Below are 13,170 nucleotides of genomic sequence, written 5' to 3' on the forward strand. Positions count from 1 at the left end.
GAGGCAGGGGGCTGCTGAAACCGCTTGGCCGATGATTTCCTCCGATTCCGCCTCAATCCCTTGCGATTTTGCCGTGGGGGTAGTCGAGTTCGAGTTACAAAACGGCAAGTTTCAAGATTCTAGGAGAGGCAAACATGGCGCAGCGAGTGGCAGTGGTGACCGGGGCAAGTTCCGGCATTGGGCTGGAAACGGCGCGGGCGCTGGCCGCACAGGGTTTCCGCGTGCTCGGCGTGGGCCGCGATGCCGGGCGCTGCGCGGCGGCGCAGGCGGAACTGGGCTCGGGCGTGGAGATGCTGCGCGGCGATCTGTCGCTGCTGGCGGAAGCGGACCGGCTGGCGGACGAGATTGCCGCCAAGGTGGACCGCATCGACGTGCTGGTGAACAATGCCGGCGGCATGGCGCGCGAGCCAATCACGACGTCGGAGGGTTTCGAGGCCAATTATGCCAGCAATTTCCTGGGCCCCTATGCGTTGACGGCAAGGCTGCTGCCACTGCTGCGCAAGGCGGCGACGGATGCGCCGGCAGGCAGCGTGCGGATCGTCAACACGGCGTCCGACGGCAGCGAGATGATCCCCGCCATCAACCTTGGCGATCTCCAGAACCTTGGCAACTGGAGCCCCGGCGCCGCCTATTGCAGCGGCAAGCTGGCCAATGTGCTCCACGCCCGCGCGCTGGCGCCGCGCCTGGCGGATGACGGCATCGTCGCCCATTCGGTTCATCCGGGTACGGTGGGGAGCAACTTCTTCTCGCACACGCCGGACAGCGTGCAGGCCGCTTACGGCGATGCGCCCAAGCTTTCGTCCGAGCAGGGCGCGGATACGGTGATCTGGCTGGCTTCGGCCGAGGAGCCGGGTCGTTCCAGCGGCGGCTATTGGTACGAGCGGGCGCCGCGCAAGCCGAACCCGCTGGTGGAAGACCCGGCCTTTGTCGAGGCGTTCTGGCAAGCGGCAGAGGCGCTGGCGGGAAGGCCCGGAGTCTGAAAACGGAAAGGCCGGGATGGTTGTCCCGGCCTTTTTGTTTCAGCCCTTTATCAAGCCGAGCCGCACAAGGCGCGGCTTGACGATCGGCACGGTGAGCATCGTGCTCATCACCGCCATCAGCAGCAGCGGTGAAGGTCTCCGCCGTGATGATCTTCTTGTCGAGCAGTACGTTGACGAAGATGATCATGATCAGCGCCTTGGTCTGGAGCATCCAGCCGATGATCGAGGCTTCGCCCTTCTTCCAGCCGAGCAGCTTTCCGGCGAGGTGAATGCCGCCCAGCTTGCCGACCACCGAGGCGACAAGGAACAGCAGCGCCGCGCCGATCACCATCACGCCGCCCATTCCCCAGTTCGTGCGCAGGCCGGTGCTGAGGAAGAACACCGGCATCACCGTGAGCAGCAGGAATTCGCGGAAACCATCGAGCTTCTCGCGCGTGAACCAGTGGGCATCGAGTACCACGCCCGCCAGGAACGCGCCGACCATGAAGTGCAGGCCGGACCAGTCTGCCGCGAAGCCCACCAAGGCCAGCCAGATCAGCGAGACATACCAGCGGTCTTCCTCGCGGATGCGCTTGAACAGGGCGCGGACGATGAGGGAGGCGACGGCGAAGGCGACGAGGAACAGGCCCTGACGGCCAACGCGCTCCCAGTCGACGAGGATGAGGGCCAGCACACCCCAGATCGCAATGTCGTCCAGGCTGGCATAGCGCAGCAGGCGCTGGCCGAGCGGCTCGCGGAAGATGCCCAGCTTTTCCATCAACAGTACCAGGATCGGCAGCGCGGTAACCGCGCAGGCCATGCCGATGCCGAGTACGGCTTGCGGATAAGTGCCCTCGGGCCCGATCCAGCCGGGGGTCTTGAGCAGCAGGGCGGCGGCGACCGAGCCAAGCAGCAGCGGCGTGAGTAGGGCGCAGGCGGCGGTCAACGTCGTTTCGCCGCGATGCTTCCACGCGTCCGACAGGTCCAGTTCCACGCCCGCCACGAAGACGAACATCATCACCGCCCACCATGCCACGCCATTGAGCGCGGTCATCACTTGCGGGTTGAAGACGAATGTGTGGAAGTCCGGCGCGATGCGGCCCAGCACGCCCGGCCCCAGCAGGATACCGCCAATGATCTGGACGACCACCAGCGGCGCCCAGTGATCGGTACGGAAGAGCCGCCAGATCAGGTACGGCGCGCCCAGTATTACCGTCAGTGCAATCAGATAGATTTCAGTCAGGCCCATTGTGCCCATCGTCCCCCTTGTTCTTTGGGCCAATGCATGACGTGCGGGCGATAGTTGCGCAATGGGCGGCGGAAGCGTCCGGAGCGGGACTTGTGGAAGTCTTTTCAAGGCACTGCGCGGTCGGCGTGAAAATTCGTGCACGGCAGGCAATTACGTTCCCCGGATTTCTACGCGGAACGGCCTTAGCGGCTGGGCGGGACGGCGGCTGGTAATCGAAGGCAGACGGCGGGCACAAACGATTTCACGCCCGCCATGCCTAAGGGTCAGGACCTATTAATCACGCCATTCAAGTGTCCCGAAGGGATTTGATCAAAATGGCCCAGCGCAGCGTCAGGAAGCCTTGAAATATGGACATATTCCTGCGCCTTCCTTCCTCGCGCTGAGCCATTTTGCTTCAAACCTCGCAGGTGTGATTAATAGGTCCTGACCCTTGGGGAGACCCTGCTATGGGACGTTACTTGTACGATGCGTCGGCGCGTCTTGAGGCCACGCTGGGCGCCAGCGCGAACGAGTGCCGGGAGGCCATGCTGAGCGAGCTGGAATTCATCGAAACCGCACGCATGCTCAAGATGCTGGCGCGCGAGATGGGGCAGGACGAGGGCATGGTGGTCGAGCGGCTGGCCCGGCATGGGCTGGAAGCCGCGCTCGACGTGCTGGCGGGCGCGCAGGCTATCGGCCTGAGCGAAGCCTGTCTGTGCCATTATGCCCGCTGGCGCGACGGCCGGTCAGCACGCCGCAAGGCGCACTGACCGGAGCTTGGATTCAGTCGAGATTCGGGCGCAGCCAGCGCTCGGCGGTCGGCAGGTCGATTCCGCGCCGCCCGGCATAGTCTTCCAGCTGGTCGCGGCCGATGCGGGCGACGCCGAAGTACTGGCTGTCCGGGTGGGCGAAGTAGAAGCCCGAGACGGCGGCCGTCGGCAGCATGGCCTGGCTCTCGGTCAGCACGATCCCGGCATTGTCCTGCGCCTTCAGCAGGTCGAACAGGATCGGCTTGAGCGAGTGGTCCGGGCAAGCCGGGTAGCCGGGCGCGGGGCGGATGCCGCGATATTCCTCGCGGATCAGCGCTTCGTTGGTGAACTGCTCGTCCGGTGCATAGCCCCACAGTTTGGTGCGGACGTGCTGGTGCAGGCGCTCGGCAAAGGCTTCGGCGAAGCGGTCGGCAAGGGCCTTCAGCAGGATGTCCGAATAGTCGTCATGCGCGGCCTGGAAGCGGGCGAGGTGCGGCTCGATGCCGTGGATGCCCACGGCGAAACCGCCCAGCCAGTCGTCCTGCGTGTCGATGAAGTCGGCAAGGCAGAAGTTGGCGCGATCGCGCGACTTCTTCACTTGCTGGCGCAGCATCGGCAGGCGGGTGCCGTCTTCGAGAAGTACGTCGTCACCGTCGCGGTGGGCGGGCCAGAAGGCGCAGACGCCCTTGGCGGTCAGCCACTTCTCGTCGATGATCTTCGTGAGCATCGCCTGCGCATCCGCGAAGAGGTTGCGGGCGCTTTCGCCCACCACTTCGTCGTTCAGGATCGCCGGGTAGTTGCCCGCCAGTTCCCAGGCGCGGAAGAACGGCGTCCAGTCGAACGTCGCGGCAAGGTCGGCAAGGTCCCATTCCTCGAACGTGTGGAGACCCGGCTGGACCGGCGCACCGGGCTTGAGCGCGAAGTCCGGCTTGAAGCCATTGGCGCGGGCGTCGGCGATGGGGAGCAGTTCGCTCTGCCCCTTGCCGGCGCGGGCGACGCGGACCTTTTCGTATTCGTCGGCGACAGTGGTGACGAAGCCTTCGGCCTGCGTATCGGACAATAGCTGCGAGGCGACGCCGACCGCGCGGCTGGCGTCGAGCACGTGGATCACCGGGCCCTTGTAGGCCGGATCGATGCGCAGCGCGGTATGGACCTTGGAGGTCGTGGCGCCGCCGATCAGCAGCGGGATGGTCATCTCCGCACGCTGCATTTCCTCGGCCACGGTCACCATCTCGTCGAGCGAGGGGGTGATGAGGCCGGAGAGGCCGATGATGTCGGCATCGTTCTCGTTGGCGGATTCGAGGATCTTCGACCACGGCACCATGACGCCAAGGTCGATCACCTCGTAGCCATTGCACTGAAGCACGACGCCGACGATGTTCTTGCCGATGTCATGGACGTCGCCCTTGACGGTGGCCATGATGATGCGGCCCTTGGCCTTGGCGCCGGCTTCCTTCTCCGCCTCGATGAAGGGGATCAGGTGGGCCACGGCCTTCTTCATCACGCGCGCGGACTTCACGACTTGCGGCAGGAACATCTTGCCGCTGCCGAACAGGTCACCCACCACGTTCATGCCGCCCATCAGCGGGCCTTCGATCACTTCGATCGGACGGCCGCCGCGCGCGAAGATCGCGGCGCGGGCTTCCTCGGTATCCTCGACGACATAGGCGTCGATGCCCTTGACCAGCGCGTGCTCCAGCCGCTTGACCACATCCCAGCCGCGCCATTCCTCGGCGGCCTTCTCGGCAACGGCGTCCTTGCCCTTGAAGCTTTCGGCAAGGTCGATCAGGCGTTCGGTGGAAGTCTTGCCGTCCTCGCCCACGCCGGGACGGCGCATCATGATGACGTCTTCGCAAGCCTCGCGCAGGGCGGGGTCGATCTGGTCGTAGACGTCGAGCTGGCCGGCGTTGACGATCGCCATGTCGAGCCCGGCGGGGATCGCGTGATAGAGGAAGATCGAATGCATCGCGCGCCGCACCGTCTCGTTGCCGCGGAACGAGAACGAGAGGTTGGACAGGCCGCCGGAGAAGTGGACATGCGGGCAGCGCTGGCGGATTTCCGCCACCGCCTCGATGAAGTCCAGCCCGTAGCGGTCATGCTCCTCGATGCCGGTGGCAACCGCGAAGACGTTGGGGTCGAAGATGATATCCTCGGGCGGGAAGCCGATGCCGGTGAGCAGATCGTAGGCGCGCGCGCAGATCTCGATCTTGCGCTCCTTGGTGTCTGCCTGCCCGGTCTCGTCGAAGGCCATGACGACCACGGCGGCGCCGTAGTCCATGCACTTCTTCGCCTGCGCGAGGAACGGCTCGACGCCTTCCTTCATCGAGATGGAATTGACGATCGGCTTGCCCGACACGCACTTGAGGCCCGCCTCGATCACGTCCCACTTCGAGGAGTCGACCATGACCGGCACGCGCGCGATATCGGGCTCGGCGGCGATCAGCTTGAGGAAGGTGGTCATCGCCTCAAGCGCGTCGAGCAGACCTTCGTCCATGTTGACGTCGATCACTTGCGCGCCGTTTTCCACCTGCTGGCGGGCGACTTCGACGGCGGCGGGATAGTCGCCGGCCATGATCAGCTTCTTGAACTTGGCCGAGCCGGTGACATTGGTGCGCTCGCCGATATTGACGAAACGGGCGCCGGAAGGTGTGGAGGTCATGGAGGTTCCCGTTGGATCAGTGGGCCTGCACGGACACGAGCGGGCGTGCCAGTACAAGGTCGTCATAAGTCTTGCCGCCGACATCGAAGCGGCGGGTGCCGATCTGTTCGAAGCCGTGCTTGGCGTAGAAGGCGAGGGCGCGCAGATTGTCGTCCTTGACGCCGAGCAGCAGGCGCTTGTGCCCCTCTGCGGCCTCGACCACCGTGCGCATCAGGGTGCCGCTCATCAGCGAGCCCTGAAAGCGTGAGAGCAGGTAGATGCGCTTCAGCTCGATATCGCCTTCCTCGGCCTGTTCGAGTTCGGGCGCGCAGATCATTGCATATCCCACCGGCGCATCGCCGGGCTTCACCTCGGCCAGCCAGGCCTTGGCGCCCTTGGCGAAGTAGGCGCGGTAGGTCTCGGCCGAGTGGGCGACGCGGCAATGCTCGATGATGCCGGCGCCATCGACGGCACCGGCAAAGGCTTCGAGAAACGTCGCTGCGCCGACCAGCGCGAGCGCGTCGGCATCGTCGGGACCGGCCTGACGGATGCGCCAGAGGGGGATATCGTTCATGACCTGCCGTCTCGCCTCACTCAGCCGCGATCGCGAAAGGTTCGAGACCGGCCAGACGCGTTTCCGGCTTCAGCGCCGGGATCGCGCGCGGGGCCATGCCGCTGATCTTGCGGGCGATGGCAGCGATATGCGCGGGCGTCGAGCCGCAGCAGCCGCCCAGCGCGTTGACCTGCCCGGCCACGGCCCATTCGCCGACGAAGCCGGCAGTGGTGTCGGGCATCTCGTCATATTCGCCGAGTTCGTTGGGGAGCCCGGCGTTGGGATAGATCATGATCAGCGTGTCGGCGATTTCCGACAGCGACTTCACATGAGGACGCAGCTGGGTCGCGCCGAACGAGCAGTTGAGCCCGATGGTCAGCGGCCGCGCGTGGCGCACGGCGTACCAGAACGCCTCGACCGTGTGGCCCGAGAGGTTGCGGCCGGAAAGGTCGGTCAGCGTCATCGACAGCATGATCGGCACTTCGCGGCCCAGTTCGTCCTCAAGCTTGCGCACGGCCATGATGCCGGCCTTGGCATTGAGCGTGTCGAACACCGTTTCGATCAGGATGAAGTCGGCGCCGCCTTCGACGAGGGCAGCGGCCTGCTCCTTGTAGACATCGACCAGCGTGTCCCAGTCGATCTCGCGATAGCCCGGATCGTTGACGTCGGGGCTGAGCGAGAGCGTCTTGTTGGTCGGCCCGATCGCGCCGGCGACGAAGCGGGGACGTCCATCCTTGGCCTCGAACTCGTCCGCCAGGCGGCGGGCAAGCTTGGCCGATTCGACATTGATCTCGCGCACGAGATGCTCGGCACCGTAGTCGGCCTGGCTGATGCGGTTGGCCGAGAAGGTGTTGGTCTCGGCAATGTCCGCACCGGCCTCGAAATAGGCGCGGTGGATCGCTTCCGGCACCTCGGGCTTGGTCAGTGCGAGAATGTCGTTGTTGCCCTTCTGCTCATGGCTGAGGCCAAGGTTGCCGGCATAGTCGGCTTCCGCGAGCTTCCAGTTCTGGATCTCGGTGCCGAAAGCACCATCGGTGACGAGGATGCGCTTGGCAGCTTCGGCGAGAAATTTGTCACGGGCGCTCATCATGCGCACTCCCTAACTCTTAGGACTGGGGCCTCAGGCCGAGCAACTGGCAGATGGCGTAAGTCTGCTCGGCGCGGTTGAGGGTGTAGAAATGGAAATCGCGGACGCCGCCTTCGTAAAGGCCGCGGCACAAGTCGGCGGCGGCGACGGCGGCGACCAGTGCGCGCGGACCGGGGCGCTCGTCAAGGCCTTCGAACATCGCTTCCAGCCAGACCGGAATCTCGGTGTTGCCGGACATGCGGCGGATCGCGGCGAAGCTGGTCACCGGCATGATGCCGGGCAGGATCGGTGCATCGATTCCGGCAGCCTGCGTCTTGTCGAGAAAGCGGAAATAGGCATCGGCCGAGAAGAAGAACTGGGTGATCGCGCGGTTCGCACCGGCATCGATCTTGCGCTTCAGGTTGTCGAGGTCGCTCTGGGCGCTTGTCGCCTCCGGATGGACTTCGGGATAGGCGGCCACCGAGATGTCGAAATCGTGGCGCGCCTTGAGGCCGGCCACCAGGTCGGCGGCGCTGGCATAGCCTTCAGGGTGCGGGGTGAATACGCCGCCCTGGCTGGGCGGCGGATCGCCGCGCAGGGCGACGATGTGGCGCACGCCCGCTTCCCAGTACTGATCGGCGATCTCGTCGATCTTGCCCTTGCTCGCGCCCACGCAGGTGAGGTGCGCGGCGGGCACGAGGCTGGTTTCGCGGACGAGACGGGCGACAGTGGCATGGGTGCGCTCACGCGTGGAGCCGCCGGCGCCGTAAGTCACCGAGACGAAGCTGGGCGTCAGCGGGGCGAGCTGGGTGATCGCGTCCCACAGCTGTTCGTCCATCTTCTCGGTCTTGGGCGGGAAGAATTCGAACGAGACGGAAATGTCGCCCGGCAGGCACCCGAAGGCGGGGGCGAGGTTGGGCCGTTGGCCTGCCGGTCGTTGAACGGACGTCATGAGGTCGCGGTCTTTCTGTCGTTGGATTCGGTGTCTTGGGCGAGGGACGCGGCAGGCGGCGACTGGTCAAGCCGCCGCGCGGTCCAGATCTTCACGGTGAGCGGATCGCCGGGCAGCGTGACCGGAGCATCGGGCGCGAAGCCCGCGTCCTTCAGCAGGCTCGCCATCTGCTCATCCGCGAAACCGAGGCGTGCGTGGGCATGGCGCTCACGCAAGTCTTCCCGCTCGTGCGCGGCAAGATCGACCACGGCGATTCGCCCGTCCTTGCGGGTGACGCGCGCGGCTTCGGCCAACACCGCGCCAGGTTCCTGTGCATAATGAAGCACCTGGTGGAACAGTACGGTGTCGAAATCGCCCTCGGCAAAAGGCAGGCCGAGGAAGTCGCCTTGCACCAGCGAAAGCCGCTCGGGTGGCAAAGATTGCAAGCGTGCCCGCGCAATACGCAACATATCCGGACTCTTGTCGAGCGCGGTGACGTGACTCGACTTGCCTGCCAGCAGCTCGGCCATGCGGCCGGTGCCGGTGCCGACATCGAGCAGCGCACCCAGCTTGCCGCGTCCCAGTGCGGTGAGCAGGGCCGTCTCGACCGGACCGTCGGCACCATGGAGCTGGCGCAGCGTGTCCCACTCTTCCGCGTGGCGCGCGAAGTAGGCTTGCGCGCTTGCCTCGCGCGCGTCGCGAATGGCTGCAAGCTGGCGGCGATCCTCGGCGCAGCGCGCGGAAAACGTGGGATCGTCACGCTCGGCAATGGCCAGAAGGCGGGCGGCAGCAGCCCCCATCGGCGGCTCGCCGTTTTCCTTTACGGCGCTCCCCAGGAACACCCAGCTGCCTTCCTTGCGGCGCGTTGCCAGACCCGCTTCGCAGAGGATTCGGATGTGGCGGGAGACGCGCGGCTGGCTCTGCCCGAGTACCTGGGCGAGCTCTCCGACCGCCAGTTCCATGTGCGCCAGCAGACGCATGATGCGCAGCCGCGTCGGCTCGGAAAGAGCCCTCAGGAGGGGGTCGATTTTCATGAGACCGCATATAAAGATATCTTTATATGTGTGCAAGCCCGAGGGATTCCGCCAGTTTTGGCCCCCTTACTTCCCATTTGCGTTGCACAAACGTCTCGTCTAAAGAATGGCACCGCAGGCTTGCCTGCAAGCGTTGGCCTGTGCGCCAAACAATGCAAGGGGATTCGCATGAAGAAGATTGCTTTTGCCGCGTTCGCGTCGGCTGCCGCTCTGTCGCTCGCTGCTTGCGGTGGCACCAAGCCCGCCGCTGACGCCACTTCGGAATCGGTTGAGACCGTTCCCGAAGAGACCATGGCCGCTACCACCGACGGTGCGACCGACGCTGCTACCGCGGCTGCCGAGTAATTCGGCCGGGGGCACGACAATCGCCCGACGTTCAATCGTCAGGTGAAGTGCCGGCCCCCAGTACTTTCCCACCCCAGACCCGAATCAGTCGCAAGACTGCCAAGTGTCGAAGGAATCAGTGGAAAGTCCGTCTACAGACGGGAAAAGCCCTCCTTACCGGGAGGGTTTTTTATTGCCTGCGCTACAGGCATCTCCTGTTGCAGCAAGCCCGGTGCCGGGGCATCAAGCCTTTGATGCCGGATACGCTCAAGATCACGCTGGCGCAGCTCAACCAATCCGTTGGCGATCTCGACGGCAATGCCGAAAGCGTGCTGGCCGCCCGCGCACAGGCGAAAGACGCGGATCTCGTCGTCTTTCCGGAGCTGCACCTGGTCGGCTACCCGCCCGAAGACCTGATTCTCAAACCCGCGCTGATCGAGCGCGCCGCCGCGCGGTTGCAGACGCTGGCCGAGGCGAGCGCGTCTAACGGACCGGCCATGCTCGTGGGCTCCGCCTTCGTGCTCGATGGTGCGCTGCACAACGGGGTTGCCCTGCTCGACCAGGGCAAAGTCATGGCGGTGCGGCTCAAGCATGAGCTGCCGAACTACGGCACGTTCGACGAAATGCGCCTGTTCCAGCCCGGCCCGCTGCCCGAACCGGTGATTCTGCGCGGCACCCTGATCGGCGTGCCGATCTGCGAGGATATCTGGCGTCCCGAAGTCTGCCGCCACCTTGCCGATTTCGGCGCCGAAATCCTGATCTGCATCAATGGCAGCCCCTACGAAATCAACAAGGACGCGCTGCGTATCGAGGGTGTGGCCAAGCGCCGCGCGGTCGATACCGGGCTTCCGCTGGCCTATCTCAACCGCGTCGGCGGGCAGGATGAACTGGTGTTCGATGGCGCCAGCTTCGTGGTCAACGGCGATGGCGGCCTCGCCGTGCAGCTTGCGGATTGGCAGGAACAGGTCGTCGAGACGCGCTGGACCAAGACCGCGCAAGGCTGGCGCTGCGATCGCGGAAAGCTCGAATCGCTGGCGACGCACCCCGAAGATATCTACTGCGCGATGGTTCTGGCGCTGCGCGACTATGTGAATCGCAACGGTTTTCCCGGAGTCGTGCTCGGATTATCGGGCGGGATCGATTCGGCAACGTGCGCGGCCCTTGCCGTGGACGCACTAGGGCCGGAGCGGGTCTGGGGGGTGATGATGCCCTCGCGCTTCACCAGCCGGCAGAGCCTCGACGATGCCGCCGCCTGTGCCGAGGCGCTGGGGATTCGCTACTCGGTCATGCCGATCGGCGCGGCGGTGGACGGGCTCGATTCGATGCTGGGCGAGAGTTTCGAGGGCACCAACCGCGATATCGCCGAGGAAAACCTGCAATCGCGGATTCGCGGCACCGCGCTGATGGCGCTGTCCAACAAGTTCGGGCCGATGCTGATGACCACCGGCAACAAGAGCGAGATGAGCGTCGGCTACGCGACGATCTATGGCGACATGGCGGGCGGCTACAATCCGCTGAAGGACGCCTACAAGTCGACCGTTTTCGCCATTGCCGGCTGGCGAAACCGCCATGTCCCGCGAATCGGGCTCGGCCCTTCCGGCTTGGTGATTCCCGAATCGACCCTGCTGCGCGATCCCAGCGCCGAACTGCGGGACGATCAGCGCGATTCGGATACGCTGCCGCCTTACGATATGCTCGATCCGATCCTTCTCGGCCTTGTCGAAAACGACAAGAGCGTCGAGCAACTGGTCAACGAAGGGTTCGAGCGTGCGACCGTCCAGCACGTGGAGCGATTGCTGCATCTGGCCGAATACAAGCGCCGGCAGGCCTCGCCCGGCGTGAAGCTGACGGCGCGCAATTTCGGGCGCGACCGTCGCTATCCGATCACCCACGCCTTCCGCAGCGGATGAGGAAAAGGGCGGCGCAATCGCACCGTCCCCACACTTGGCCCGGTTATTTTCAGTGCGCGCCCTCGGCATAGAAGCGCTGCATGTCGAGGCGCATCTGGTGAAGCGCTTCGGGGTTCAGGTAGACCATGTGGCCCGCCGGATAGTAGTGGAACTGCAGGTTCTGCTGGAGCGGGGCGGGCAGCATCATGTGCTTGAGGTCCCGCTCGGTCGAGAAGAACGGCGTCGCCATGTCGAAATAGCCGTTGAGCGAGAGCACGCGCAGATGCGGGTTGGTGCGCATCGCGCTCGACAGGTCCACGGTCACGTCGGCGACGTTCTGGTGGCGGCCATAGCCGTTGCCCGGCGCATCGTGCGACCAGTCCCACTTGAACGGGCCGCCCTCGCTGGCGCTGAGGCGGTAGTCGAGATCGGTCTTGTAACCCAGCTTGTTGCCCAGAACGTCGAGGAAGCTGGCGATGTAGAGGCCGCTGATCGCCGTGTCCGAGGCATCGTACTCGGGGCCTTCGCCGGCGGAATCGGCGTCGACGCCAAGGTAGCGTCCGTCGAAGCGGCCGATCGTCTCCCGCTCGCCGCGCAGCAGTTCCTTGCGGAAGCGGTTGAGGTCGATCCGCAAGTTGGCCTGCTTGATGTAGTCCACTGAAATGCCGGTGAAGCGGCTGATCTGCTGGGCCACTGCGTCGGCTTCGGCCGGAGCGATGTCCTGCCCCTTGGCCAGCGCGCTGGCATAGGGGCCATTGGCGAACTGGCGCGCCTGCTCGACGAATTCGGCAACCGTGGCCGGGCGGTCGGCAACGCGGTTGTGATACCAGGCGACGGCGGCATAAGTCGGCAGGTAGCCGACATAGACCTGATCGTAGCCCGACTGGCGCACGCCGTAGTTCATGATCGAGGACAGCAGGACCACGCCGTTGAGCGCCATGCCGCGTTCTTCAAGCTGATAGGCGAGCGCGCCCGAGCGGGTGGTGCCGTAGCTTTCGCCGAAGATGTACTTGGGATCGCCCCAGCGGCCGTTCTTCGAGACGTAGCGGAAGATCGCCTTGGCAAAGGCGTCCACGTCCTGGTCGACGCCGTAGAAATCGGCGGGCTTGGCATCGCCCAGCGGGCGCGAGTAACCGGCGCCGACCGCATCGATGAAGACCATGTCGGTGCTGCCGATCAGGCTGTCCGGATTGGGGCCGACATCGAAGGGCGCAGGGGCGACGGCGGTGGGATCGGTGGTGCGCACGCGCTCGGGGCCGAAGCTGCCCATGCGCAGCCACAGGCTCGCGGAGCCGGGGCCACCGTTGTAGAAGAACGTCAGCGGGCGATGCTTATCCGGCGCGGTATAGGCGGTGTAGAACACGCTCGCGGTCGGCTTGCCCTGCGCGTCGCGAATCGTCAGCGTGCCCGCCGTGGCGGTATAAGAAGTCGATTTGCCGTCGACCGTGACCGAACCGTTCGAAGTCTTGACCGCTTCATCGACGGGCGCGCTGGCCCAACCGGCGGCGACGGCTTCGGCGGTCTTGGCGGCGTGCTGCTTTTCCGCATCGGGCGCATCGGCCTTCTGGGCGAAAACGGGCTGGGCGAAAGCGAGGGAGAGAAGCGAGGCGAAGGCCAGCTTTGCGGGAAGCCGCATGGGGTAATCCTTTGATTTTGGCGGGTGCGAACCGGCATGCATTGGTAATGCATCAGTCCTGTCGGGCAAGGGGATATGTTATACATCTTTGACAGCCCGCCTCGGTATCCGCTGTCCTCTCCATCGCCGGGAAATTGACCTCTCGCCGCGCGCGCCGTAATCG

Annotated in this window: 10 protein-coding genes and 1 pseudogene; 4 read left to right on the forward strand and 7 right to left on the reverse strand. The window is 65.0% G+C overall.

Annotated features, from left to right (window positions below):
- Positions 1-134: 134 nt before the first annotated feature.
- Entirely contained in the window at positions 135-980 is an 846-nt protein-coding gene (locus EDF56_RS17725; RefSeq protein WP_132389898.1) for an SDR family NAD(P)-dependent oxidoreductase, read from the forward strand.
- Between the two features lie 39 nt (positions 981-1,019).
- Here the strand turns inward: EDF56_RS17725 and EDF56_RS17730 are convergent.
- Positions 1,020-2,208: pseudogene (locus EDF56_RS17730) on the reverse strand (cation:proton antiporter).
- 446 nt (positions 2,209-2,654) lie between these two features.
- Here EDF56_RS17730 and EDF56_RS17735 point away from each other — a divergent pair.
- Positions 2,655-2,957, forward strand: coding sequence for a hypothetical protein (locus EDF56_RS17735; RefSeq protein WP_243652668.1), 303 nt, complete (start codon positions 2,655-2,657; stop codon positions 2,955-2,957).
- 13 nt (positions 2,958-2,970) lie between these two features.
- Here EDF56_RS17735 and metH read toward each other — a convergent pair whose 3' ends face one another.
- The 5 genes from metH to EDF56_RS17760 are packed head-to-tail and all read right to left on the reverse strand — an operon-like array spanning position 2,971 to position 9,158.
- A complete protein-coding gene (gene metH / locus EDF56_RS17740) occupies positions 2,971-5,595 on the reverse strand; it encodes a methionine synthase (protein WP_132389900.1) in 2,625 nt (874 codons plus the stop codon).
- Between the two features lie 16 nt (positions 5,596-5,611).
- Positions 5,612-6,148, reverse strand: coding sequence for a GNAT family N-acetyltransferase (locus EDF56_RS17745; RefSeq protein WP_132389902.1), 537 nt, complete (start codon positions 6,146-6,148; stop codon positions 5,612-5,614).
- A 16-nt stretch (positions 6,149-6,164) separates the two neighbouring features.
- Positions 6,165-7,214 carry a homocysteine S-methyltransferase family protein gene (locus EDF56_RS17750; RefSeq protein ID WP_132389904.1) on the reverse strand — a complete coding sequence of 350 codons (1,050 nt, stop codon included), beginning with the start codon at positions 7,212-7,214 and terminating at the stop codon, positions 6,165-6,167.
- Between the two features lie 19 nt (positions 7,215-7,233).
- Positions 7,234-8,145 carry a methylenetetrahydrofolate reductase [NAD(P)H] gene (metF, locus tag EDF56_RS17755; protein WP_132389906.1) on the reverse strand — a complete coding sequence of 304 codons (912 nt, stop codon included), beginning with the start codon at positions 8,143-8,145 and terminating at the stop codon, positions 7,234-7,236.
- Positions 8,142-9,158 carry a metalloregulator ArsR/SmtB family transcription factor gene (locus EDF56_RS17760; protein ID WP_132389908.1) on the reverse strand — a complete coding sequence of 339 codons (1,017 nt, stop codon included), beginning with the start codon at positions 9,156-9,158 and terminating at the stop codon, positions 8,142-8,144. Before EDF56_RS17760 ends, metF begins: the two co-directional genes overlap by 4 nt.
- Before the next feature lie 168 nt (positions 9,159-9,326).
- Between EDF56_RS17760 and EDF56_RS26000 the strand changes: the two genes are divergently transcribed.
- Together EDF56_RS26000 and EDF56_RS17765 are read left to right on the forward strand one after the other, a co-directional pair.
- Positions 9,327-9,503 carry a hypothetical protein gene (locus EDF56_RS26000; RefSeq protein WP_165912237.1) on the forward strand — a complete coding sequence of 59 codons (177 nt, stop codon included), beginning with the start codon at positions 9,327-9,329 and terminating at the stop codon, positions 9,501-9,503.
- A gap of 233 nt (positions 9,504-9,736) precedes the next feature.
- On the forward strand, positions 9,737-11,392 hold the full coding sequence (locus EDF56_RS17765) for an NAD+ synthase (protein ID WP_132389910.1): 1,656 nt from the start codon (positions 9,737-9,739) through the stop codon (positions 11,390-11,392).
- Positions 11,393-11,441: 49 nt separating this feature from the next.
- Here EDF56_RS17765 and EDF56_RS17770 read toward each other — a convergent pair whose 3' ends face one another.
- Positions 11,442-13,007 carry a peptidase S10 gene (locus EDF56_RS17770; RefSeq protein ID WP_132389912.1) on the reverse strand — a complete coding sequence of 522 codons (1,566 nt, stop codon included), beginning with the start codon at positions 13,005-13,007 and terminating at the stop codon, positions 11,442-11,444.
- Positions 13,008-13,170 lie beyond the last annotated feature (163 nt).

The sequence above is a fragment of the Novosphingobium sp. PhB165 genome, from assembly GCF_004341845.1.
Taxonomy (GTDB): Bacteria; Pseudomonadota; Alphaproteobacteria; order Sphingomonadales; family Sphingomonadaceae; genus Novosphingobium.